This is a genomic window from Bradyrhizobium guangxiense (assembly GCF_004114915.1).
Classification (GTDB): Bacteria; Pseudomonadota; Alphaproteobacteria; order Rhizobiales; family Xanthobacteraceae; genus Bradyrhizobium; species Bradyrhizobium guangxiense.
On sequence record NZ_CP022219.1, the window covers coordinates 5,810,512 to 5,835,131 of the forward strand.

Sequence of the window (24,620 nt, forward strand, 5' to 3'; positions counted from 1 at the left end):
TTGGGATCGCTCACTTCGCGAGCTCCTTCAGGCCGAGGCGGATGAGCTGCGCGGTCTCGGCATTCTCACCCGCACTGCGCGAGGCCGACGCAATCGCCGCGGCGGCCTGTGGCTGTCCGTAGCCGAGATTGACCAGCGCAGAGATCGCATCCGCCACCGGGCGCGGCGCGCGCTGGTCGTCGACGGCGCCGGCAAGATGCACGACGGCGGGATCGACATTGGCAAAGGCGGGCGCCTTGTCCTTCAATTCGGTGACGATGCGCTCGGCGACCTTGGGGCCGACACCGGGCGTGCGCGACACCGCGGCCTTGTCGCGCAGCGCAATGGCATTGGCGAGATCGGCCGGCGCCAGCGTGCCGAGCACGGCGAGCGCGACCTTGGCGCCGACGCCCTGCACGGTCTGGAGCAGGCGAAACCATTCGCGCTCCTGGTCGGTGCGGAAGCCGAACAGCTTGATTTGATCCTCGCGGACGTAAGTCTCGATCGACAGCACGGCGGCTTCGCCCGGCGCGGGCAGATGCTGCAGCGTGCGCGACGAGCAATGCACCTGGTAGCCGACGCCGCCGACGTCGAGGATGACGAAATCCTCGCCATAGGAATCGATCAGGCCCTTGAGCTTGCCGATCATAGGTTCGCCACCTTGAGCCTGAGCGCGGTGCTCTGGCGATGATGGGCATGGGTGATGGCGATGGCGAGCGCGTCGGCGGCGTCGGCCGACGGCGGCTCGGCCTTGGGCAGAAGAATCTTCAGCATCATCGCGATCTGGGCCTTCTCGGCGTGACCGGCGCCGACAACGGTCTTCTTGACCTGATTGGGCGCGTATTCGGCGACCGTGATGCCGAACATTGCGGGCGCCAGCATGGCGACGCCGCGAGCCTGGCCGAGCTTCAGCGTCGCAACGCCGTCCTTGTTGACGAAGGTCTGCTCGACCGCGGCTTCCACCGGCTGATGGTTCGAGAGCACGGCGGCCAGCCCTTCGTGGATCGCGAGCAGCCGGCTCGCCAGTGGCAGGGCGTTCGGCGGTTCCACCGAGCCGCAGGCCACATAGATCAGGCGGTTGCCGTCAGCCTCGATCACGCCCCAGCCGGTGCGGCGCAGGCCGGGATCGATGCCGATGATGCGGACGGGGCTACGAATCGGGAGTGCGGTCATGGGCCACTGATAGCCGCTGGCCGTTGGATGCGAAACAGAAACAGAACAGAAGTAACAGGGGAAGTGGCCCTTCGCCTCGCCTGGCAGGAGCGGGGCGAGGGTGCACACCGTCCAAGCAAGCTACTCTACCCGGCCATCTTCGCAACAAGCGCGTCCGACACCTCGAAATTGGCGTAGACGTTCTGGACGTCGTCGTGCTCGTTGAGCAAATCCATCAGCTTGAGCAGCTTCTCGCCAGTCTCGTCGTCCACCGCGACCGTGTTCTGCGGCTTCCAGATCAGCGCGGCCTTGCGCGGCTCGCCGAACTTGGCCTCCAGCGCCTTGGCGACGTCGCGATAACCTTCGGTCGAGGCGTAGATCTCGTGGCCGCCCTCGCCGGAGACGACGTCGTCTGCGCCAGCCTCGATCGCGGCATCCAGCACCGCATCGTCGGAGGCGACACTGCGGTCGTATTCGATGATGCCGGTGCGGTCGAACATGAACGACACCGAGCCGGTTTCGCCGAGATTTCCGCCCGATTTGGTGAAGAAGGAGCGGATGTCGGATGCGGCGCGGTTGCGGTTGTCGGTCAGCGCCTCGACGATGACAGCAACGCCGCCGGGACCGTAACCTTCGTAGCGGATCTCGTCATAGTTCTCGCTGTCGCTGCCGAGTGCCTTCTTGATGGCGCGCTCGATATTGTCCTTCGGCATATTCTCCTGGCGCGCGGCGATCACGGCAGCGCGCAGACGGGGGTTCATGGCAGGGTCGGGCGTGCCCAGCTTGGCAGCGACCGTGATTTCCCGCGCCAGCTTGCCGAACAGCTTCGACTTCTGGGCATCCTGCCGCCCCTTGCGGTGCATGATGTTCTTGAATTGGGAATGTCCGGCCATGCGTGGTCTCTTGAGGAATCGTCAGCCAAAGATGAGCGTGGGAAGCGCGGCCTTATAGGCCGCCACCCCACCGGAATCAAAGGGATCTGCTGCCCTGAGGTAGCACTGTAAAGGTAACCACCGGAATCGCCGGTGCCTAGTGGTCGGGCATCGTTAACCCTGATTTCATTCCGGGCTGCGAAAATTGCGTCCGACCGTTCCCCGACAAGAGAGAGCTGATGGCGTTCGGACTATTTCGGAAGCGTCTGCCGGACCCGGCTGCGCCTGCGCCGACCCCGGCGGCTCCGCAGGCGGCGGTCCAATCCGAGCCCGCTGCCGCGGCCGAAACTGATTCGGCACGGGAAATCCTGGAGCTGCTGGAACTCGAGCTCGGCGCCATGATCCGCCAGCTCGAACGCGCCGCCAATTCAGTGGCTGGCGGCGCCGAGGCGACCGCGGCGACCCTTGCCGCCATTCGCGACCGCACCGATGCCTTGACCGGCCGGACCAATGCGGCGCAATCGACCGCATCCACCTTCGCCCATGCCGCCGACAAGTTCACCCAGTCCGCCCTGGGCATCGGCGCCCAGGTTCGCGAGGCCGGCAAGCTTGCCGACGCGGCCAGCGCCGCGGCGCAGGAAGCCCGCGCCAACGTCGACCGCTTGCGCGAATCCTCCGCCGCGATCGGCAACGTCGTCAATCTGATCGCGCAGATCGCGCGGCAGACGACGCTGCTCGCCCTCAACTCGACCATCGAGGCCGCGCGCGCGGGCGCTGCGGGAAAGGGTTTTGCGGTCGTCGCAACCGAGGTCAAGGCGCTCGCGGTGCAGACCCAGAGCGCGACGGAAGAAATCACGAAGAAGATCGACGCACTGCAGCGCGACGCCGCCGGCTCCGCCGATGCCGTGCACCGCATCTCGCAGGCGATCGAAGCGATCCGCCCAGTCTTCGAGACCGTCAACGGCGCGGTCGCCGAGCAGAACGCCACCACCAGCGAAGTCTCAGGCAACGCCGCCAGCGCCTCGGAGTTCATCGTCTCGGTCGGCGAGAGCGCGGCCGAGATCGATGCCGCGACCAAGGCAGCCGAGAGCCACGGCGAGAACGTCGCCAGCGCCGGCAAGGCCGTCACCACCTTTGCACAAAAGCTGAAATCGCGTTGCGCGGTGCTGCTGCGCCAGAGCGAGCACGACGACCGCCGCAAGACCGAACGGCTGCCCTGCCATCTCAAATTCGAGAGCGTACGCGGCGTGATGCCGATCTATGAAATCGCGATGGACGGCGTCTTGATCGGCGGCGCGGATGCCGGCCGGCTTGCGCCGCAAGCCATGATCGATGGCACCCTCGAGGACGTCGGCGCCTGTCGCCTGCGCGTGGTCGAGCAATCCAAGGCCGGCGCCCGCGCGCAATTCGCCAGCCCCACTGCCGAGCTCAAGGAGAAGATCGAGGACAAGCTCTGGTCGATCCACGAGGAGAACACCGAGTTCGTCACCCGCGCCATGGAGGCGGGCAACGTGCTGACTGGGATCTTCGAGCAGGCGGTCGCGCGCGGCGAGATTGGGATCGACGACCTCTTCGACATTGACTATGTCGAAATCGCCGGAACCAATCCGCAGCAATTCCGCACGAAATATCTCGACTGGGCCGACCGCGCCTTGCCGCCGTTCCAGGAGGCCTTTCTGGCGAAGGACCAGCGCATGGCGTTCTGCGCCATGGTCGACCGCAACGGCTTCCTGCCGGTGCACAACAAGATCTATTCGCATCCGCAGCGACCGGGCGACGTCGCCTGGAATACGGCCAACAGCCGCAACCGGCGGATATTCAACGATCCGGCGGGGCTCGCCGCCGCGCGCAACCTGCGATCGTACCTAGTCCAGAGCTATGCGCGCGACATGGGCAACGGGAATACGGTGATGATGCGCGAGATCGACGTGCCGATCCGCGTCAAGGGCCGGCACTGGGGCGGATTCCGCACCGCTTATAGGCTGTAACGCCCGCTCTGGTGCACTCCTGGGCAAGACGGCGGGCGCGAATCATCCTCTAACGTCCAAACTGAAATGGGAATGCCGCCGAGAGCCGATCACCGGCTCTGACTGGAGAAAGCGCGTACATGTCCCTGGCACAACTTGCAGTACTGGACACCGGCTCCAACCGCACGCTGGCCGAGCGGCTGATTGATCAGCTTGCCGACCGCATCGGCGGCCTCGGCGTGGAGCTCGCTGATATCGCCGGCAACGTCCAGGAAGTCGCAAATCGCGTCGCCAACCAGTCGGAGCGGTTCCATCACCTGCAGAAGACGGCCGAGACGATGGTCTCGGCCAACCATGACATCGCCAATGCATCGCAGGCCGTGCAAACCACCCCCTCCGCGGCGGTCGGCGAGATCGCGCAGTCGCGCAGCGCCGTCGACCCCGCGGTCAGCCACATCTCCGAGCTCGTCGCAGCGGTGGAGCGGATCGAAGCCCGCCTCAGCGCCGTCGGCTCGGCGCTGGCGCAGGTCGCGAAAGTATCCGGCTCGATCGAGGCGATCGCCAAGCAGACCAATCTGCTGGCGCTGAACGCCACCATCGAAGCCGCCCGCGCCGGCAATGCCGGCCGCGGCTTTGCGGTGGTCGCAAGCGAGGTGAAGAACCTTGCCGAGGCCACCCGCCAGGCGACGCACCAGATCTCCGACACCGTGCGCGATCTCGACGGCCAGATCGAAGGCCTGATCGGCGAGAGCAGCGACGCCTCCCAGCGCGCCAAGACCGCGGGCGAAGGCGCGCAAGCGATCTCCGGCATCATCTCGCGCGTTCAGCAGGGGTTTGCCTCCGTGGAAGCGGAGATCGACAATGTCACGCGCGCCGCAACTTCCAATCTCGGACATTGCGACACGGTGATCAGCGAGCTCAACGAGCTCGCCAAGGGCGTCGACCTCTCCTCGCGCGACCTCAAACACGCCGACGAGCGGGTGGCGAAGCTGCTCGACACATCCGAGGGCCTGATCGCGCTGATCGCCGACAGCGGCGTCGAGACGTCGGACACGCCGCTGATCCGTGTCGTGGTCGAGACCGCCAAGCGGATCTCGGCCGAGTTCGAGGCCGCGATCGATCGCGGCGATATCACGCTCGACCAGCTCCTCGACGAGACCTATCGCGAAATTCCCGGCACCGATCCGAAGCAGTACCTCACCGACTATGTCGCGTTCACCGACCGCGTGCTGCCCGCGATCCAGGACCCGATCCAGAAATCCGATCCGCGCATCGTCTACTGCGTCGCCTGGGCGCGGAGCGGCTATCTGCCGACCCACAATCCGAACTACCGCCTGCCCCAGGGCAAGGATCCGGTCTGGAACAATGCCAACTGCCGCAATCGCCGCCTGTTCAACGACCGCACGGTGAAGAAGGTCGCAGGCAATACCAAGCCATTCCTGCTCCAGACCTACCGCCGCGACATGGGCGGCGGGCAGTTCGTGCTGATGAAGGACCTGTCCTCGCCAATCATGGTCCGCGGCAAACACTGGGGCGCCTTCCGGATGGGCTTTCGGCAAGGCTGACGGCTGGCGCTACGCCCGCTCAATAAAAAAAAGATGAAAAACAACCCCATGCACAGTAGCCGGGGCAAGCGAAATCAATGGCTTACGCCGACAGGCTGGCGCCCGTTTTGACTCGTCGGGCAACACAGGCGCATAATGCTATTATTCCGAAATTTTACAGTTGAGCTTGGCGGCGCCTGAGCGCGCGCCTCGTCCTTCGAGACGACCGCTTCACCGGTCTCCTCAGGATGAGGCTCAGCTGCATCGGTGCTCGTCAAAACTACGGCGGCGCACTCCGCCCTCATCCTGAGGGCCCGCCGCAGGCGGGCGTCTCGAAGGATGGCGGCAAGCTCGGACGTGCCGCCGCGCGACTTTTCCAATCGCACGAATTTCGTCATGGCCCGGCTTTGCGCATTCGCACGACGATTTGCCGAAGGCCGACGACGCGCGGGATGAAAATGCGTCAAAACATGACGATTATCATATCAATTAGCCCATAATCGTCGCAGTGATCGCCGCACAAATTCGTGAACGTCATGGTCTGCCGCTCCAACCGCGCAAATATGCATTGCTGCGATTTTGGAAGCTTCATGGTTTCGCGTCGGTATGATTATGGTCGCGCGCAAATCGCCGAACGCCGCGAGCGTTCGTCGAGCAAGGGGATGCACATGGCAACAACACTCATCATCAACGGCGAAACGAAATCGTTCGACGCGCCACCGGACATGCCTCTGCTGTGGGTGCTGCGCGACATCCTCGGCATGACCGGCACCAAGTTCGGCTGCGGCATCGCGCAATGCGGCGCCTGCACGGTCCATGTCGACGGCAAGGCCGTGCGCTCCTGCGTGCTGCCGGTGAGCGCGGTCGCCAATCGCACTGTGACCACCATCGAGCATGTCGGCAGCACGCCATCAGGTGCGAAGGTGCAGAAGGCCTGGCTCGAGGCCGAAGTGATCCAGTGCGGCTATTGCCAGTCCGGCCAGATCATGGCGGCCGCTGCGCTCCTGGCAGCGACGCCGAACCCCGACGATTCCGATATCGACGCCGCGATGGCCGGCAACATCTGTCGCTGCGGCACCTATGTGCGCATCCGCGAGGCCATCAAGCAGGCCGCGAACGGCCGTCCATCGTGAGCTCCGCCATGAACGCACAAAACAACGTCTCCCGCCGCGCGCTTCTGACCGGCGGCCTCGCCACCGGCTTCCTGCTCGCCTTCCATCTGCCGCTGCGCGCCGCCCCCAACGAGCCGCCGCAGCGCGATGTGACCGACGGCAAGTTCGCACCCAACGCCTTCATCCGCATCGACCAGACCGGCCGCACCATCCTGATGATGCCGCAGGTCGAGATGGGCCAGGGTACCTACACCTCGATCTCGGCCGTGATCGCCGAGGAGCTCGATGCTGACTGGAGCAAGGTCGAGGTGCAGCATGCCCCGCCGAACGACAAGCTTTATGGCAATCCGACTTTCGGCCTTCAGGTCACCGGCAACTCGAACTCGATCCGCGCCTGGTGGCTGCCGCTGCGCAAGGCCGGCGCGACAGCGCGCGCGATGCTGGTGCAGGCTGCGGCCAGCCAGTGGGGCGTCGAGCCATCGAGCTGCACCGCGTCGAAGGGCGAAGTCGCGCATACCGCGAGCGGCCGCAAGCTCGGCTATGGCGAGCTTGCGCTTGCAGCCCAAGCTCAGACGCCGCCCAAGGACGTCGCGGTCAAGGACCCCAAAGATTTCGTCCTCATCGGCCAGCCGCTGAAGCGGCTCCACACGCCGGACAAGGGCAACGGCAAGGCGCTCTACGGCATCGACGCGATCCTGCCGGGCATGAAGATCGCCGCGATCGCCAATTGCCCGGTGTTCGGCGGCAAGGTCGGCAAGGTCGACGATAGCGCCGCAACGAAGGTCGCCGGCGTGCGCAAGGTCGTCGTGCTCGACGATGCGGTCGCCGTGATCGGCGATCACATGTGGGCCGCGAAGAAAGGTCTCGAAGCGCTCAAGATCGAGTGGAACGAGGGGCCGAACGCTGAGATCTCCACGAAGGACATCTGGGACGATCTGCGCAAGGCCAGCGAGAAGGACGGCGCGGTCGCGAAATCCGATGGCGACATCGCCAAGGCCCTCGCCCGCGGCGACAAGTTCGAGGCCGCCTACGAGCTGCCGTTCCTCGCCCATGCCTCGATGGAGCCGATCAACGCGACCGTCCATGTCAGGCCTGATGCCTGCGAGATCTGGACGGGAACGCAGATCATGACCCGCGTGCAGTCGGAGGCCGCAAAGGCCGCGGGTCTTCCCGTCGACAAGGTGATCGTCAACCAGCATCTGCTCGGCGGCGGGTTCGGCCGCAAGCTCGAGCCCGATATGGTTGTCGCGGCGGTGAAAATTGCAAAACAGGTCGACTATCCGGTCAAGGTGGTGTGGACCCGCGAGGAGGACGTCCAGCACGACGTCTATCGTCCGGTCTATCGCGACCAGATCACGGCGTCGCTGGTGGACGGCAAGGTCGCGGGCTGGAAGTACAAGGTCGCGGGCTCCGCGGTGCTGGCGCGCTGGCTGCCGCCGGCGTTCCAGAAGGGCATCGACATCGATGCGATCGACGCCGCGGTCGATGCTCCCTACGACTTCGCCAACTTCCACGTCGAATACGTTCGCGCGGAGCCGCCGGCGGTGCCGACCGGCTTCTGGCGCGGCGTCGGCCCGAACAACAACGTGTTTGCGGTCGAATGCGCGATGGACGAGCTCGCGCGCAAGGCCGGCAAGGACCCGATCGAATTCCGCAAATCCATGCTGACGAAAAACCCGCGTATGCTCGCGGCGCTCAACCAGGTCGCCGAAAAATCCGGCTGGGGGCAGCCATTGCCGCCACGCGTCGGGCGCGGCGTCTGCGTGCAACCGTCCTTCGCAAGCTTCATCGCCACCGTGGTGGAAGCCGAGATCGACGACATCGGCGAGATCACGCTTCGCCGCGTCACCTCGGTGGTCGACACCGGCATCGCGGTCAACCCCGATACGGTGAAGGCGCAGATCGAGGGCGGATTGATCTTCGGCCTCACCGCCGCGCTCTATGGCGAAATCACCATCGAGAAGGGCCGCGTGCAGCAGTCGAACTTCCACGACTATCGCATGATGCGCATCAACGAGACGCCGAAGATCGAGGTGATCGTCGTCAAGAGCGGCGAGGCGCCCGGCGGCATCGGTGAGGCCGGCGTCAATGCCGGACCGCCGGCGCTGCGTAACGCGATTCTCGCGGCAACCGGCGTGGCGCTACGGCGCCTGCCGATCGATCGGAAACTGCTGGCTGCGGGGAAGAAGGCATGAGCGGCAAGATGCGTATCCTCACGAGCCTGATCGTGATCGCCATCGTCGCGGTGGCGCTCGGCGTCTGGATCATCCGCGGGCCCGGCCCGCTCGACTTTGCCGGCGGACCTAAGGTGGCGCTGGCGGATTACCGCGCCGGCAAGCCGACCGGCGTGCCTGCCAAGCTGGAGAAGGCGAGCCTGGTCGAACGCGGCGAGTATCTCGCCAAGGCCGCCGACTGCATGGTCTGCCACACCAAGCCGGGCGAGAAGGAGTATTCCGGCGGGCTCGCCTTCAAGCTGCCGTTCGGCACGCTCTATTCGACCAACATCACAGCGGATAAGGACACCGGCATCGGCAATTACAGCGATCAGGATTTTCTGAATGCGGTCCAGCACGGCAAGCGCCGCGACGGAGCCCGGCTCTATCCGGCCATGCCATTCACGTCCTACACGTTCATGACGGACGAGGACGTGCTGGCGGTGAAGGCTTATCTGTTCAGCCTGCCGGCGGTGCGCGCCAAGACGCCCGACAACACGCTGTCGTTCCCGTTCAACCAGCGCTGGGCGATGATGGTCTGGTCGGCGGTATTCAATCCGGACACGCGCTTTGCGCCTGATACGTCGAAAAGTCCGGAGTGGAACAGAGGCGCATATCTCGCGGAGGCGTTGGCGCATTGCGGCGAATGCCACACCCCGCGCAATCTCGGCTTCGCGCTGGACAATCGCAGGAAGTTCGCCGGCGCCATCACCGCGGGCTGGCGCGCCTTCAACATTTCTTCCGACAAGGCGACAGGTCTCGGCAGTTGGAGCGATCAGGACCTGATCTCGTATCTGTCGCTCGGCCACGCCCCTAGCCACGGCTCGGCCTCGGGTCCGATGGGTGAAGCGGTCGACCACAGCTTCAGTCAGTTCGCGCCGGAAGACATCAGCAGCATCGTTGCCTACCTGCGCAGCGTGCCGCCGCAGGCCTCGCCCGACCTGCCGGCAACCACGGCGCCGGTCGCCCCAGCCTCGCATCGCGACGGCGTGACAGCGGACGCGCGCGGCAAAAAAGTGTTCGCCAGCGCCTGCGCCAGCTGCCATGGCTGGAGCGGCGAGAGCCCGGTCTCGCCGATGGCAACGCTGACCGGCACCTGGGCCGTCAACGACCCCGCCGCCACCAACGTCGCGCAGATCGTAATCTCGGGCACCAAGCGGCATACGCCTGACGGTGCGCTGTCGATGCCTGCGTTCGGCAATGCCTATACGGACGACGAGATCGCGGCGGTCGCGAACTATGTCACGGCGCGGTTCGGTGCGAAGGGCTCGAAGCTGACGGCGAAAGATGTGGCGGAGCTGCGGGAGCAGACGGCGGAGTAGCGCTTCTCGTACCCTCTCTCCGGAACGAGCGTAGCTCGCCCGTGGGTCGGCTCACATTGAACGCAGCGAAAATGTGAGACGGGGTGGGGTGACGGTCTCTCCGCATTGAACACTGCCCGTGGGGAAACTTCCCCCACCCCGATCGCGCTCCGCGCGACCGACCCTCCCCTCCAGGCAGGGCTATCGCATATGGCTCTAGCGCGAGCTGAGCGCGCGCCTCGTCCTTCGAGACGACCGCTTCGCGGTCTCCTCAGGATGAGGCTAAGCGATATCGGAGGCCGTTGAAACGAGCGAAATGCCCTCATTCCTCATCCTGAGGGCCCGCCAACGGCGGGCGGCTCGAAGGATGGCCACGGGCGACATCACTCCCATATGCGATTGCCCTGCCCTCCAGGGGAGGGTAGCAGCGGTGTTTGCCGCGCGAGCTAGCTCAACCAGAACTTCGGCGTCGCCGGCTCCAGCCGGCCACCGACGCGCACCGGCGCGATCTTCAGTGCGAGTCCCGTCGCATCATCGGTCTCCACGGCAACGCCGCTGAGCGTTGCTGCGCCCGCCGCCGGCTCGAAGCGGCCCGACGGAATTCCTGATGTGAACCGCCGCAGCGGCTCTTCCTTCTGCATGCCGATGATGGAGTCGTAGTCGCCGGTCATGCCGGCATCGGTCATGTAGGCGGTGCCGCCGTTAAGGATCTGGTGGTCGGCGGTCGGCACGTGCGTGTGTGTGCCGACGACGAGGCTGGCCCGGCCATCGCAGAAGAAGCCGATGCCCTGTTTCTCGCTCGACGCCTCGCAATGGAAATCGACGACGATGGCATCCGCGGCAACGCCGAGCGGGCAGGCCCCTAGCTCGCGCTCCAGTGCTGCGAAGGGATCGTCGAACGGTGTCATGAAGACGCGGCCCAAAGCGTTGACGACGAGCGCGTGCTTGCCGTTCTTGGTCTCAACCAAGGCGGCGCCGCGGCCGGGCGTGCCGCGCGGATAGTTCGCCGGACGCACCAGGCGGTCGGCGCGCTCGATGAACACCAGGGCTTCGCGCTGGTCCCAGGAGTGGTTGCCGAGCGTCACCGCATCGGCGCCGGCCTCGATGAATTCCTGGTAGATCGCTTCCGTGATGCCGAAGCCGCCGGCCGAATTCTCGCCGTTCACGACGACGAAATCGAGTGACCAGTCCTTGACCATGCCGGGCAGATATTCGGCGACGGCCTCACGCCCGCTACGGCCGACGACATCACCCACGAAGAGAATGCGCAACTTCAGAACTCCGGAAATCGAACACGTCCGATTCCGTTAGCACATAATCCAGCGCGACGTCGTGCGATAGTGCCGGAACCGCCTTGATCTCCTGCGCTGCGAAAGCGAGCCCGATACCGACGATATGCTTGGTCTTGCGCAAATGCGCGAAGGTGAAATCATAATGCCCCGCACCATAGCCGATGCGATGGCCGAGGCGGTCGAACGCCGCGAGCGGCGTCAGCATGATATCGGGAATGACTTCGGCGGCTGCCGGCGACGGCTCGGGAATGCCGAGCGGGCCGAGCATCAGCCGGTCGCTCGGATGAAAGATGCGGAAGATCAGGGCCTGACCGCGCGCGGTGACGCAGGGCAGCGCCAGCCTGGCCCCCTCCTCCGCGAGCCTCGTGAGCAGCGGCATCGGATCGATCTCGCTGCGGATCGGCGAGTAGCCGGAGACGATGCTGCCGGGCAAGAGCTTGAACGGCAGCCCGCGCTTGGCGAGCTTTGCGGCGGCGGCGATGCGCTTCTTCTCGCTCAAGGCGTCGCGCGCCGCCAGGGCTTTAGCGCGGAGTTCGGCTTTGGTGTTGGGCATGTGCTTTGGTCCCCCACGTCATCACCCTCTTGTGCGCCGTTGCGCGGGTGATCCAGTATTCCAGAGGCGGTCGTGATTCACACAAAGGCCGCGGCGTACTGGATGCCCCGCCTCATGCGCGATTATGCACCAGGGGGGCATGACACCTGCTGAACTGGCCGCAGTCGTTTCAACAAGCACAAACCAAGCAAACGAAAGTGCGAAGCCGCGTACGCCGTTGAAGCACTCGATCCCGGAGTTCCCTACGAAAGTAGGTGGGCACCATATGTCCGGGCCCACGGGCCCGGCCAGGGACAGTTCCCTAAAGGATCGATAAGGCCCCGGGGATATATGGCTCCTGACGCACGTCGCAGCCTCGCTCGCGCAATGTAACAACGATACTGACGAATCGCCAGTGGCGCGAAGTACGCATGCGGCCATCCTTCGAGACGCCCGCCTGCGGCGGGCCCTCAGGATGAGGACTGAGTGCTTAGCAGCAATTTCTACAGCCAGAGCTGCCGGTCAGCCTCATCCTGAGGAGACCGCGGAGCGGTCGTCTCGAAGGACGAGGCGCTTGCGCAAGCCTAACGGCAGCATCCCCTACCCGATCGCGATCCCGCCTCCGACGGTGCGGTTCAGCACCTGGGTCGATTTTTCGATGCGTTCGGCGGCGGCGTTGAGCGCATTCACTACGGCGGTCTGCGTCATACGAGCGCGCTCGACGGCGGCGTTGCGGAAATCCCGCAGCTCGGTCAGCTCCTGCTCCAGGCTTCGGACGCGGTTGCTGGTGTCGACCAGCTCGTCGCAGACGGTGAGCGCAGCCATCACGGTGAGGCGCGCATCGCCGATCTCGCCGAACTTTCCGCGCAGCGACTGGATGCGCGTCTCCAGTGTTTCGGCGAGCTTGAGCAGCCGCACCTCCTGGCCCTCCTCGCAGGCCATGCGGTATTGCCGGCCGTTGATGGTGACGTTGATGTGGCTCATCCATCCTCTCCGGTATCGAGCACCGAACGTATCGTGACGATCGCGGAATCCAGCCGGTCGGAAATCTCGCGATTGGTGCGCTCGAGCTTGCGGGCCTTCACCAGCGCGCCATCGAGCTCATCGGCAAGCCGCGAGCGGTCCGCGCCCAGTGCCTGAATCCGCGCCGCGAGCTCGTTCTCGTCGCGATCGGCATCGCGTCGCCGCTCCACCGCGCTTTCAAGCGCGTCGAGCGCCGCCATCAGCCTGCGGGTCGCGATCTCGATCTCCACCGCGGAGGACTCCGTCATGGCGGCACTGTTGGACACGCGATCGTTCATGTAGTCAGCGGTGGAACCTGGCGGCCTTTGCCCAGTGGCCTTTTCCTGGGGCTTGCCGCCCGGCAAAAGACTCGGTTCGGCAAGCGGTTAGAAGCAGAAATTTACGTGGCAAGCTAGCCAAGCGCAACGCCGCCGCGAAACTATGCACCGATAGATCGGACCGAGGTCGTCCGGCTGCGCGCCTTCCTCCCGCGCAAGAGCCCGGCGAAAACCGATCTCCACAGAGGCAACTTTTGCGGCCAAATCGGCGTTTGACTGCCTTGGACTCCCGGAACCGAGGTGCTATCCCAGCCCCGACCTTCAGTGGCCGCCAGGCTCCTCCCGCGCGGGCGTACATCGCCTCCAAGCGCCTCATTTCAGACGGATTTCAGACATGACGCAGGTCGATCACACCCGTATGGCCAACGCGATCCGCGGCCTTTCGATGGACGCTGTCGAGAAGGCGAAATCGGGTCATCCCGGCCTGCCGATGGGGGCCGCCGACATCGCCACGGTGCTGTTCACGCAATTCCTGAAATTCGACGCCGCCGCGCCCGCCTGGCCGGATCGCGACCGCTTCGTGCTCTCCGCCGGTCACGGCTCGATGCTGCTCTATTCGCTGCTGTATCTCACCGGCAATTCCGAGATGACGCTGGACCAGATCAAGCAGTTCCGCCAGGTCGATTCGCTCACCCCCGGCCACCCCGAGAATTTCCGCACCAAGGGCATCGAGACCACGACCGGTCCGCTCGGCCAGGGCATCTCGACGGCGGTCGGCATGGCGCTCGCCGAGAAGATGCTCGCGGCCGAGTTCGGCAAGAAGATCGTCGACCACCACACCTACGTGCTCGCCTCCGACGGCGACCTGATGGAAGGCGTGTCGCAGGAAGCGATCGCGATGGCCGGCCACTGGAAGCTTGGCAAGCTGATCGTGCTCTACGACGACAACGGCATCTCGATCGACGGCCCGACCTCGATCTCCGACTCGGTCGACCAGGTGAAGCGCTTCAAGTCGGCGGGCTGGGCCGCCGAGAAGATCGACGGCCACGACCAGGCGGCGATCGCGGCTGCAATCCCCCGCGCGCAAAAATCCAACAAGCCGACGCTGATCGCCTGCCGTACCACGATCGGCTTCGGCGCGCCGCACAAGGCCGGCACGGCGAAGGTGCATGGCGAAGCGCTGGGGGCCGACGAGCTCAAGGCCGCCAAGGAAAATCTCGGCATCGCGCTGGAGCCGTTCTCGGTGCCCGATGACGTGCTGAAGGCCTGGCGCGCGGCCGGCAGCCGCGGCGCCGCGGCGCGGCAGGAATGGGAAGCACGGCTCGGTGAGCTCGGCAGCCGCAAGCGCGCCGAGTTCGAGCGCCGGCTGCGTCACGAGCGTCCCGCTTCGCTCGCCAAGGCCGTGCGCGCCTACAAGAAGGAGCTGCTGGAAAAGCCGATGACCGCGGCCACCCGCAAGTCGTCGGAAGCGATGATCGAAGTGATCGCCGGCGCGATGCCGATGGAATTCCTGGCCGGCTCCGCCGACCTCACCGGCTCCAACAACAACAAGGCGAAGTCGGCGACCGCGTTCTCGGCCAAGACGCCGAAGGGCCGCTTCATCCATTACGGCATCCGCGAGCACGGCATGGCGGCTGCGATGAACGGCATCTTCCTGCACGGCGGCTTCGCGCCGAACGGCGCGACGTTCCTGGTGTTCACCGACTACGCGCGGCCTGCGATGCGCCTTGCCGCGCTGATGGGAGCCGGCGTCGTTTACGTCATGACCCATGACTCGATCGGCCTCGGCGAAGACGGCCCGACCCATCAGCCGGTCGAGCATCTCGCTGCGCTCAGAGCCGTTCCCAACATGCGCGTGTTCCGTCCCTGCGATGCGATGGAAGTCGCCGAGTGCTGGGAGCTTGCGCTGAACCGCATCGACGGTCCGACCGTGCTGGCGCTGCCCCGCCAGAACCTGCCGCAGCTGCGTACCACCGCACCGAACGACAATCCCTGCGCGGCCGGCGCCTATGAACTGGTCGCCGCCCAGGGCGAAGCCAAGGCGACGCTGTTCGCGTCCGGCTCCGAGGTCGAGATCGCGGTTGCCGCCCAGAAGCAGCTCGCCGAACGCGGCATCGCGTCACGGGTGGTCTCTGTTCCCTCGCTCGAGCTGTTGTTAGCGCAACCAGAGGCCAAGCGCGCCGCAATCATCGGCAACGCGCCGGTCAAGGTCGCGATCGAGGCCGCGGTGCGCTGGGGCTGGGATGCCGTGATCGGCCAGGATGGTGAATTCATCGGCATGCATTCCTTCGGTGAAAGCGGCCCTGCAAAGGAGCTTTACAAGCATTTCGGCATTACCGCCGAGGCCGCGGTTAACGCTGTGCTGAAGCGCGTTTCCTGAGAGTTGAGCTTGCCGCAAAAAAGGACTACGTAATCTCTCATATGATCAAGCACCGCCCGGCCGAACCGGGCGCCCGCCCCTAAAAAAACCCTCGCAAGCGCGCCAACCGCGCGTTGTGCGGGATGACAACGGTCATTGAAGGAGACGAAACATGGCAGTCCGCGTCGGAATTAACGGTTTTGGCCGCATCGGCCGCAACGTCCTGCGGGCTATCGCCGAGTCAGGCCGCAAGGACATCGAGGTCGTCGGCATCAACGACCTCGGCCCGGTCGAGACCAACGCCCATCTGCTTCGTTTCGACAGCGTCCATGGCCGCTTCCCCGGCACCGTCACCGTCGATGGCGACTCGATCAGCCTTGGCAACGGCAAGATCAAGGTGACCGCCGAGCGCGATCCCTCGAAGCTGCCCTGGAAGGATCTCGGCGTCGACATCGCGCTGGAATGCACCGGCATCTTCACCTCGAAGGACAAGGCCTCCGCGCACCTGACCGCCGGCGCCAAGCGCGTGCTGGTCTCCGCGCCCGCCGACGGCGCCGACGCCACCATCGTCTACGGCGTCAACCACGACACGCTGACCAAGGATCACCTGGTCGTCTCCAACGGTTCCTGCACCACCAACTGCCTCGCGCCGGTCGCCAAGGTGCTGAACGATCTCGTCGGCATCGAGACCGGCTTCATGACCACGATCCACGCCTATACCGGCGACCAGCCGACGCTGGACACGCTGCACAAGGATCTCTACCGCGGCCGCGCCGCGGCGATGTCGATGATCCCGACCTCGACCGGCGCTGCGAAGGCGATCGGCCTCGTGCTGCCCGAGTTGAAGGGCAAGCTCGACGGCGTCGCGATCCGCGTGCCGACCCCGAACGTCTCGGTGGTCGATCTCAAGATCGTCGCCAAGCGTGCCACCGATGCGAAGGAAATCAACGCGGCGATGAAGCGTGCCTCCGAGCAGCAGCTCAAGGGCATCCTCGGCTACACCAACGCGCCCAACGTCTCGATCGACTTCAACCACGACCCGCACTCCTCCACCTTCCACGAGGACCAAACCAAGGTGCAGAACGGTACGCTGGTGCGCGTGATGTCCTGGTACGACAACGAGTGGGGCTTCTCGAACCGCATGGCGGACACCGCTGTCGCCATGGCGAAGGTGATCTGAGCACGCTGCGATTTCGTCATTCCGGGCTGGTCCGCAGGACCAGACCCGGAATTTCGAGATTCCGGGTTCGGTGCCAGCGCACCGCCCCGGAATGACCTCCCAGAGGCCCGGGACAAGGAAGCGTCAGATGACCAACAAATTCCGCACCCTCGACGACGTCGACGTGAAGGGCAAGCGCGTGCTGCTGCGCGTCGATCTCAACGTGCCCATGGACAACGGCCGCGTCAGTGACACGACCCGGCTCGAGCGCGTGGCGCCGACCATCACCGAGCTTGCCGACAAGGGCGCCAAGGTCATCCTGCTGGCGCATTTCGGCCGGCCGAAGGGACGCGATGCCAAGGACTCGCTAAAGCCGGTCGCCGAGGCGCTGGCCAAGGTGGTGAAGAAGCCGGTCGGCTTCGCGGACGACTGCATCGGCGAGCCCGCGGCCACGGCGGTTGCCGGCTTGAAGGATGGCGACATCCTGTGCCTCGAAAACACCCGCTTCCACAAAGAGGAAGAAAAGAACGATCCGGCCTTCGTCGCGGAATTGGCAAAGCTCGGCGACATCTGGGTCAATGACGCGTTCTCGGCGGCGCACCGCGCCCATGCCTCGACCGAGGGCCTCGGTCACAAGTTGCCGGCCTATGCCGGCCGCACCATGCAGGCCGAGCTGGACGCGCTGGAGAAGGCGCTGGGCTCGCCGACCAAGCCCGTCATCGCCATCATCGGCGGCGCAAAGGTCTCGACCAAGATCGACCTCTTGGAAAATCTCGTGAGCAAGGTGGACGCGCTCGTGATCGGTGGCGGCATGGCCAACACCTTCCTGCACGCCCGGGGCGTCGCGATCGGCAAGTCGCTGGCCGAGAAGGATCTTAGCGCCACGGCACTGCGCATCATGGAGAAGGCGGAAGCCGCCAATTGCGCCATCATCCTCCCCGTCGACGCCACCGTCGCCTATCATTTCGCGGCGAACGCGCCGTCGCATGCCTATGGGCTGGATGCGATTCCGGCCGACGGCATGATCCTCGACGTCGGTCCGCAATCGGTCGCGCGCGTTCACGCCGCGATCGACGACGCCGCGACGCTGGTCTGGAACGGCCCCCTCGGCGCGTTCGAGATGCAGCCGTTCGACCGCGGCACGGTCGCGGCCGCCAAGCATGCCGCCGAGCGCACCAAGGCCAGGAAGCTGACCTCGATCGCGGGCGGCGGCGACACCGTCGCGGCGCTCAACCAGGCCCATGTGGCCGGTGACTTCACCTATGTCTCGACCGCCGGTGGCGCATTCCTCGAATGGATGGAAGGCAAGCCCCTGCCCGGCGTTGAAGTTCTGCGGATCAAGTAAGCAAGCGGCCCTTGCAGGCCCCAACGGGAGAAAAAGACAGATGGCTCGGATCACGTTACGTCAACTGCTCGACCACGCGGCGGAGAACGATTACGGCGTACCGGCCTTCAACATCAACAACATGGAGCAGGCGCTGGCGATCATGGACGCGGCCAACCAGGTCGACGCGCCGGTCATCATCCAGGCCTCGCGCGGTGCGCGCTCCTACGCCAACGACGTCATGCTCAAGCACATGATGGACGCGGTGACCGAGATCTATCCGCACATTCCGGTCTGCGTGCATCTCGACCACGGCAACGAGCCGGCGACCTGCATGACCGCGATCCAGGCCGGCTTCACCTCGGTGATGATGGACGGCTCGCTCAAGGCCGACGGCAAGACGCCCGGCGACTGGGGCTACAATGTCGGCGTCACCAAGACCGTGACCGACATGGCCCATCTCGGCGGCATCTCGGTCGAGGGCGAGCTCGGCGTGCTCGGCTCGCTCGAGACCGGCATGGGCGACAAGGAAGACGGCCACGGCGCCGAAGGCAAGCTCAGCCACGACCAGCTCCTGACCAACCCGGACGAGGCCGTGAAGTTCGTGCAGGAGACCAAGGTCGACGCGCTCGCGATCGCGATGGGCACCTCGCATGGCGCCTACAAGTTCACCCGCAAGCCCGACGGCGACATCCTCGCCATGAACGTGATCGAGGAGATCCACCGCAAACTGCCGAACACGCATCTCGTCATGCACGGCTCGTCCTCGGTGCCGCAGGAGCTGCAGGACATCATCAACGCCTATGGCGGCAAGATGAAGCCGACCTGGGGCGTGCCGGTCGCCGAGATCCAGCGCGGCATCAAGAACGGCGTGCGCAAGATCAACATCGACACCGACAACCGCATGGCGATGACGGGTCAGATCCGCAAGGTGCTCAAGGACAGCCCGGAAGAGTTCGACCCGCGCAAGTACCTGAAGCCGGCGATGGAAGCCATGACCAAGCTGTGCAAACAGCGCCTGCAGGAGTTCAACACCGCAGGCCAGGCCTCCAAGATCAAGCGCGTCCTGACCACCGCCGAGATGGCCAAGCGCTACGCCAAGGGCGAGCTGGACCCCAAGGTCGCGTAAGCGATCGCGAAGGTGGCGTAAGGGCCGCAGGCACCATTTGCCGTCATTCCGGGACGCGCGGAGCGCGAGCCCGGAATCCATGGTGCTACCATCGACGCGGATCAATGGATTCCGGGCTCGCCGCCAAGGGGCGCGCCCCGGAATGACCGCCTCCCCCCTTTACCCTGCGACGAACGTTAACTCGGCAAATGCCCGAGAACGGTCTATTTTCCCGGGCATGGGCAGAGTCGTTTTGGGAGGACCTCTCGATGAATCTGACTGAGCTCAACAGGATCGCGGCGGCCATGGTCGCACCCGGCAAGGGCATCCTCGCCGCCGATGAATCCTCCGGCACCATCAAGAAGCGCTTCGACGCGATCGGAGTGGACTCGACCGAAGAGAACCGCCGCGACTATCGCGAGATGCTGTTCCGCTCCAAGGACGCCATGAGCCAGTACATCTCCGGCGTCATCCTCTACGACGAGACGATCTGGCAGGATGCCAAGGACGGCACGCCGCTGGTGAAGCTGATCGAGAGTAGCGGCGCCATTCCCGGCATCAAGGTCGACGAGGGCACGCAGGCCCTGCCGATGTGCCCCGGCGAGCTCGTCACCGTCGGGCTCGACAAGCTCGCCGAGCGGTTGAAGAAATATTACGAGCGCGGCGCGCGCTTTGCCAAATGGCGCGCGGTGATCGACATCGGCAGCGGCATTCCCTCGATGACCGCAATCAGCGTCAACGCCCACGCGCTGGCGCGTTATGCCGCGCTGTGCCAGGTAGCACAGATCGTGCCGATCGTGGAGCCGGAGGTGCTGATGGACGGCGATCACGACATCGACCGCTGCTATGAGGTCACGCAGCGCGTGCTCAACAAGACCTTCCAAGAGCTACGCGTGCAGCGCGTGGCGCTGGAAGGCATGGTGCTGAAGCCGAACATGGCGATATCAGGCAAGAAGTGCGTAAAGCAGGCCTCCGTCGAGGAGGTCGCGGAGAAGACAATTCGATTGCTGAAGGCCTGCGTGCCCGCCGCGGTGCCCGGCATCGCCTTCCTCTCCGGCGGCCAGTCGGACGAGGAGGCGACCGCGCATCTCAACGCCATGCACAAGCTCGGCCCGCTGCCCTGGGGCCTGACCTTCTCCTATGGCCGCGCGCTGCAGGCCGCGCCGCAGAAGGCCTGGTCCGGGAGGCCTGAGAACGTCGCGGCCGGACAGCGCGCCTTCAGCCATCGCGCCCGGATGAACGGCCTCGCCTCCAAGGGCGAATGGCAAAGCAGCCTGGAACAGAAGGCAGCCTAGATCTTGTCGAACAAACCGCCTCCGCCGCGCCCGGCGCCGCGCCTTTATCTCGCGACGCCCGTCGTCGATGATCCCGCCGCGCTCGTCGCCGAGCTGCCGGCCCTGCTCACCGCCGCCGACGTCGCGGCCGTGCTGCTGCGGCTGAAGGAGACCGATCAGCGCACCATGATCTCGCGCATCAAGGCCCTGGCGCCGCCGGTGCAGAAGGCAGGCGCCGCGCTGCTCGTCGACGGCCACGCCGAGCTGGTGGCGCGCGGCGGCGCCGACGGCGCGCACCTGCCCGGCATCGCCGCGCTGAAGGAGGCGCTGCCGTCGCTCAAGCCCGATCGCATCGCCGGCGTCGGCGGGCTGACGACGCGGCACCATTCCATGGATGCGGGCGAGATGGGCGCGGATTACGTTCTGTTCGGCGAGCCCGATGCGAAAGGCCAGCGCCCCCAGGCGCAAGCGATCGCCGAGCGGCTCGACTGGTGGGCCGAGCTGTTCGAGCCGCCCTGTGTCGGCTTTGCCACCTCGCTGGAGGAGGCCCACGACTTCGCCCTCAGCGGCGCCGACTTCGTGCTGGTCGGCGACTTCATCTGGGCCGATCCGCGCGGGGCCAAAACCGCGCTGGTCGAGGCGGACGCTGCGATCAAGAAGGCCCATGCGATGGCGAGCCAGAATCCTGCGGGCAGCGAGCACGGCTAGCGCCCGACATGAAGCTCCCCTGCATCACCACGCTGGTCACGCTGCTGCTCACGGTGCCCGCGGCCGCGCAGCTCCAGATCCCCCCGCCAGCGACGACGCCGAGCGCGGCACCTGAAAAGCCAAAGCCCAAGCCGCACGCGCTCACCAAGAAGAAGGACGCCGCGCCGGCGCCGAAGCCCACGGCCTCGCCCAAGCCCACGGCCTCACCCAAGCCGGCTCCGGCCGCGACCGTGATCCCGGCGCCGCCGACCGACAATTCCAGCGCTGATCTGGTCTACGGCGCCTATCAGCGTGGCCAGTACAAGACCGCGTTCGACCTCGCCACCGCCCGTGCACAAGGAGGCGATCCCAAGGCGATGACCATGCTCGGCGAGCTCTATTCCAACGCCATGGGCATCCGGCGCGACTACGCCAAGGCGGCCGAATGGTACAAGCGCGCTGCGGATGCCGGCGACCGCGAGGCGATGTTCGCGCTCGCCATGCTGCGCATCTCCGGCCGCGGCGGCTCGGTCGACAAGAGCGAGGCGGTCAAGCTGATGGCCTCCGCCGCCAAGCTCGGCGAGCCCAAGGCGGCCTATAACCTCGCTTTGCTCTATCTCGATGGCCAGCCCCTGCCGCAGGACGTCAGGCGCTCCGCCGAGCTGCTGCGCCAGGCTGCCGATGCCGGCCTGCCCGAGGCGCAATACGCGCTGGCGACCTTCTACAAGGAAGGCACCGGCGTGCCGAAGGACCCGGAACGCGCGGTGCGGCTGCTGCAGGCCGCCTCGCTCGCCGACAATGTCGATGCCGAGGTCGAATATGCCATCGCCATGTTCAACGGCACCGGCACGCCGAAGAACCAGCCGGCCGCCGTCGCCCTGCTCCGCAAGGCCTCCCGCCAGGGCAGCGCGATCGCGCAGAACCGGCTGGCGTGGGTGCTGATCAACGGCGTCGGCACATCCATGGACAAGGTCGAGGGCTTCAAATGGCACCTGGTGGCCAAGACATCAGGCAAGGGTGACCCGGAGCTCGATAAGCAATTGTCCGACCTGCCGGCCGAGGACCGGGCCAAGGCAGAAGCCGCCGCCAGGAAGTGGCTCGGGAGCAAATGACTTGACGCGGGCCCCCTCGCGGGGCACCCAGTCCCTCAAGCAGGCCTGTTTCTGCGCCTCTCTCCCGATCAAGACCTAGAGCCTCATGCTGTATTCCGCCACTATCAACGTCATGGTCAAGGCTGCGCGCCGCGCCGGCCGCAGTCTCAAGCGCGATCTCGGCGAGATCGAGCATCTGCAGGTCTCGCTGAAGGGGCCGGCGAATTTCGTCTCGCTCGCCGACAAGCGTGCCGAGGAGATCCTGTATCAGGATCTCGCCAAGGCCCGCCCCGGCTATGGCTTCATCGGCGAGGAAGGGGGACAGCGCGAGGGTACCGACAAGAGCCACACCTGGATCGTCGACCCGCTCGACGGCACCACCAACTTCCTGCACGGCATCCCGCAATTTGCGATCTCGATCGGGCTTGCGCGCGAGGGCACGGTGATCGCGGGGGTGATCTACACCCCCGCCAATGACGAGCTCTACATCGCCGAACGCGGCAAGGGCGCCTTCCTCAACGACCAGCGCCTGCGCGTCGCCGGCCGCCGCCAGCTCAACGAATGCGTGGTGGCCTGCGGCCTGCCCCATATCGGCCGCGGCGACCACGAGGAATTCCGCCGCGAAATGACCGCAATCCAGGACCGCGTCGCGGGCCTCCGCCGCTTCGGCGCCGCCTCGCTCGATCTCGCCTTCGTCGCCGCCGGCCGCCTCGACGGCTATTGGGAGCGGAATTTGCAGTCGTGGGACATCGCCGCCGGCATGCTGATGGTGCGTGAAGCCGGGGGGACGGTGAGCGACATCAACACGCCCGGCGATGCGCTGGTGACGGGGGACGTGGTGTGCGGCAATGAGTATGTGCACGGGGAGCTGGTGAGGATTTTGCGGAAGCCTGCGTAAGGCGAAGCCCGGGCTTCACGCTCCGCCATCATCACCCGCGAAAGTGGGTGATCCAGTATTCCAGAGACGTCAGTCGGATACGGAGAAGCCGCGGCGTGCTGGATGCCCCGCTTTCGCGGGACAGTGTGCCTTACGGTTTCACCAGCGGCGCGGCGGTACCTCAACGACTAAAGCGCGATGAGATTTAGACGAATCGTCATCGCGCGTTAGGTTGTTGTTTTGCGCATGATCTTTCCGGAAAACCACTTCGCACTTTTCCGGATCATGCTTTAAGAGTCGTCTTCGTCGGATTCATCGTCCCGATACTCACCGCCGAGGGTCAGGCCCTCGATCGTCGTGGCGCCTTTCTGCTTGATCACCCGGCGAAGCGGGACCGCGCTCTCGCTTCGCAAGGCCTCCATCAATTGCTCCGAATGGGTGACAATCCAGATGTCGGCGCGGCTCGATGCCTTGACGATCAGACGGGCCAATGGCGCAAGCAGCGACGGATGCAGGCTGGTCTCGGGTTCGTTCAGCGCGATGAACGGCGAAAGCCGATAGCCCATGAACACGGCAAGCAGGCAGATATATTTCAGCGTTCCGTCGGACAGTTCATGAGCCCTGAACGGGCGCGGCATGTCCTCCAATTGCAGATCGAATTCGCACGAGCCACCTTGTTCCCATGCGCGGAGTTCGGCGCCCGGAAATGCATCCTGGATCGCGTCGTGCAAGTCGGTTGCGTCTTCCCTGATGGTATAGAGTGTCGCCAGGGCCGCAGCCAGGTCGCTTCCATCGGCACTCAGTGAGGGCGTCGTGATTGCGAGGCAAGGCTTTCGTATCGGTGACGCCGGATCGGTGCGAAAGTCATGATAGAAGCGCCAGCCCAGCATCGCGCTTCTGATCAAATCGATTTCCGGGCATTCCCTGCCGTCGGAAAAACCCGCGAGCGCCGGCTCGGACGGCAGCACGGCGTCCTTGTGGCTGGTCCATGCGCCGCTGTCGCGGCGGATGCTGACGAGCGAGTTCTTCCGCTCCATCAGGAGAACCGTTCGTTTGCCCTGCGTCGCCTCGATACTTTCTGCCTTGATCATCGGCTCGCCGGAAAACGCTGCCTCAAGCGAGGCCGGAAATCCGATCTTCAGGCGATCGAATCTCGCCGTCAATCGCAATCGGCCATCCTCGCCGCGTTTGCGGATGCCTGACCAGCAGACCGAATTCAGTCCGCCCTCCTCGGCGATCGTGCGCGTGATCCGCCCGCTCGCCGCGTCGCGCAACAGCGACAAGGACTTGTAGAGGTTGGACTTGCCGACGCCAGTTTCCCCCACAAAGACGGACAGGGGGTGGATTGGTAGGGAGAGCCGCCGGATCGAGCGATAGTTCGAGATCGCTATATCGGTCGGACGCATCAGGTGCTCTCAGTCGGTGCTGGCTATGCATTCGCCCTGCCGTGGGGAACGGACGCCGATTCTATCCAGAGATGGAGTCTGGATTGACTAA

21 protein-coding genes and 1 other RNA gene are annotated in these 24,620 nt (G+C 65.3%); 13 read left to right on the forward strand and 9 right to left on the reverse strand.

What is annotated here, in order from left to right; all coding sequences use genetic code 11:
* Positions 1-10: 10 nt before the first annotated feature.
* From ruvA to X268_RS27910, 3 genes are all read right to left on the reverse strand, one after another.
* Positions 11-628, reverse strand: coding sequence for a Holliday junction branch migration protein RuvA (gene ruvA, locus X268_RS27900; protein WP_128927904.1), 618 nt, complete (start codon positions 626-628; stop codon positions 11-13).
* Positions 625-1,152, reverse strand: coding sequence for a crossover junction endodeoxyribonuclease RuvC (ruvC, locus tag X268_RS27905; protein WP_128927905.1), 528 nt, complete (start codon positions 1,150-1,152; stop codon positions 625-627). Before ruvC ends, ruvA begins: the two co-directional genes overlap by 4 nt.
* A gap of 125 nt (positions 1,153-1,277) precedes the next feature.
* Positions 1,278-2,024: a YebC/PmpR family DNA-binding transcriptional regulator gene (locus tag X268_RS27910; RefSeq protein ID WP_128927906.1), complete on the reverse strand. Its 747-nt coding sequence runs from the start codon at positions 2,022-2,024 to the stop codon at positions 1,278-1,280.
* A gap of 218 nt (positions 2,025-2,242) precedes the next feature.
* On the opposite strand from X268_RS27910, the gene X268_RS27915 reads away from it, so the two are divergent.
* The 5 genes from X268_RS27915 to X268_RS27935 all read left to right on the forward strand — a co-directional run bounded on the left by X268_RS27915 (position 2,243) and on the right by X268_RS27935 (position 10,161).
* Positions 2,243-3,991 (forward strand): methyl-accepting chemotaxis protein, encoded by a 1,749-nt coding sequence (locus X268_RS27915; protein WP_128927907.1) that lies wholly within the window; start codon positions 2,243-2,245, stop codon positions 3,989-3,991.
* Between the two features lie 119 nt (positions 3,992-4,110).
* A complete protein-coding gene (locus X268_RS27920; protein WP_128927908.1) occupies positions 4,111-5,535 on the forward strand; it encodes a methyl-accepting chemotaxis protein in 1,425 nt (474 codons plus the stop codon).
* 647 nt (positions 5,536-6,182) lie between these two features.
* Positions 6,183-6,647, forward strand: a complete 465-nt coding sequence (locus X268_RS27925; RefSeq protein ID WP_208764395.1) for a (2Fe-2S)-binding protein — start codon at positions 6,183-6,185, stop codon at positions 6,645-6,647.
* Between the two features lie 8 nt (positions 6,648-6,655).
* On the forward strand, positions 6,656-8,821 hold the full coding sequence (locus tag X268_RS27930) for a xanthine dehydrogenase family protein molybdopterin-binding subunit (RefSeq protein WP_164937962.1): 2,166 nt from the start codon (positions 6,656-6,658) through the stop codon (positions 8,819-8,821).
* The gene (locus tag X268_RS27935) at positions 8,818-10,161 is read left to right on the forward strand and encodes a c-type cytochrome (protein ID WP_128927910.1); all 1,344 of its coding nucleotides are present in this window, start codon (positions 8,818-8,820) and stop codon (positions 10,159-10,161) included. Before X268_RS27930 ends, X268_RS27935 begins: the two co-directional genes overlap by 4 nt.
* A gap of 425 nt (positions 10,162-10,586) precedes the next feature.
* Here the strand turns inward: X268_RS27935 and X268_RS27940 are convergent, their stop codons facing one another.
* From X268_RS27940 to X268_RS27960, 5 genes are all read right to left on the reverse strand, one after another.
* Complete coding sequence (locus X268_RS27940) at positions 10,587-11,411, reverse strand: TIGR00282 family metallophosphoesterase (RefSeq protein WP_164937963.1); 825 nt, start codon at positions 11,409-11,411, stop codon at positions 10,587-10,589.
* Complete coding sequence (locus tag X268_RS27945; protein ID WP_128927911.1) at positions 11,389-11,985, reverse strand: 5-formyltetrahydrofolate cyclo-ligase; 597 nt, start codon at positions 11,983-11,985, stop codon at positions 11,389-11,391. The genes X268_RS27940 and X268_RS27945 overlap by 23 nt, the downstream gene beginning before the upstream one ends.
* Positions 11,986-12,183: 198 nt before the next feature.
* Positions 12,184-12,344, reverse strand: a non-coding RNA gene (gene ssrS, locus X268_RS27950) — 6S RNA.
* Between the two features lie 220 nt (positions 12,345-12,564).
* Positions 12,565-12,948, reverse strand: a complete 384-nt coding sequence (locus X268_RS27955; RefSeq protein ID WP_128927912.1) for a cell division protein ZapA — start codon at positions 12,946-12,948, stop codon at positions 12,565-12,567.
* Positions 12,945-13,265, reverse strand: coding sequence for a DUF4164 domain-containing protein (locus X268_RS27960; protein WP_018318703.1), 321 nt, complete (start codon positions 13,263-13,265; stop codon positions 12,945-12,947). Before X268_RS27960 ends, X268_RS27955 begins: the two co-directional genes overlap by 4 nt.
* Positions 13,266-13,638: 373 nt before the next feature.
* Here X268_RS27960 and tkt point away from each other — a divergent pair, with 373 nt between their 5' ends.
* From tkt to X268_RS28000, 8 genes are all read left to right on the forward strand, one after another.
* Positions 13,639-15,624: a transketolase gene (gene tkt, locus X268_RS27965; RefSeq protein ID WP_128927913.1), complete on the forward strand. Its 1,986-nt coding sequence runs from the start codon at positions 13,639-13,641 to the stop codon at positions 15,622-15,624.
* A 151-nt stretch (positions 15,625-15,775) separates the two neighbouring features.
* Entirely contained in the window at positions 15,776-16,783 is a 1,008-nt protein-coding gene (gap, locus tag X268_RS27970) for a type I glyceraldehyde-3-phosphate dehydrogenase (RefSeq protein WP_128927914.1), read from the forward strand.
* A 127-nt stretch (positions 16,784-16,910) separates the two neighbouring features.
* On the forward strand, positions 16,911-18,107 hold the full coding sequence (locus tag X268_RS27975; protein WP_128927915.1) for a phosphoglycerate kinase: 1,197 nt from the start codon (positions 16,911-16,913) through the stop codon (positions 18,105-18,107).
* A gap of 40 nt (positions 18,108-18,147) precedes the next feature.
* On the forward strand, positions 18,148-19,215 hold the full coding sequence (fba, locus tag X268_RS27980; protein WP_128927916.1) for a class II fructose-bisphosphate aldolase: 1,068 nt from the start codon (positions 18,148-18,150) through the stop codon (positions 19,213-19,215).
* 248 nt (positions 19,216-19,463) lie between these two features.
* Complete coding sequence (locus X268_RS27985) at positions 19,464-20,489, forward strand: class I fructose-bisphosphate aldolase (RefSeq protein WP_128927917.1); 1,026 nt, start codon at positions 19,464-19,466, stop codon at positions 20,487-20,489.
* A 3-nt stretch (positions 20,490-20,492) separates the two neighbouring features.
* The gene (locus tag X268_RS27990) at positions 20,493-21,176 is read left to right on the forward strand and encodes a thiamine phosphate synthase (protein WP_128927918.1); all 684 of its coding nucleotides are present in this window, start codon (positions 20,493-20,495) and stop codon (positions 21,174-21,176) included.
* Between the two features lie 8 nt (positions 21,177-21,184).
* On the forward strand, positions 21,185-22,267 hold the full coding sequence (locus tag X268_RS27995; RefSeq protein WP_128927919.1) for a tetratricopeptide repeat protein: 1,083 nt from the start codon (positions 21,185-21,187) through the stop codon (positions 22,265-22,267).
* 85 nt (positions 22,268-22,352) lie between these two features.
* Positions 22,353-23,144: an inositol monophosphatase family protein gene (locus X268_RS28000; RefSeq protein WP_128927920.1), complete on the forward strand. Its 792-nt coding sequence runs from the start codon at positions 22,353-22,355 to the stop codon at positions 23,142-23,144.
* Positions 23,145-23,413: 269 nt separating this feature from the next.
* Here X268_RS28000 and X268_RS28005 read toward each other — a convergent pair whose 3' ends face one another.
* Positions 23,414-24,529 carry an AAA family ATPase gene (locus tag X268_RS28005; RefSeq protein ID WP_128927921.1) on the reverse strand — a complete coding sequence of 372 codons (1,116 nt, stop codon included), beginning with the start codon at positions 24,527-24,529 and terminating at the stop codon, positions 23,414-23,416.
* Positions 24,530-24,620 lie beyond the last annotated feature (91 nt).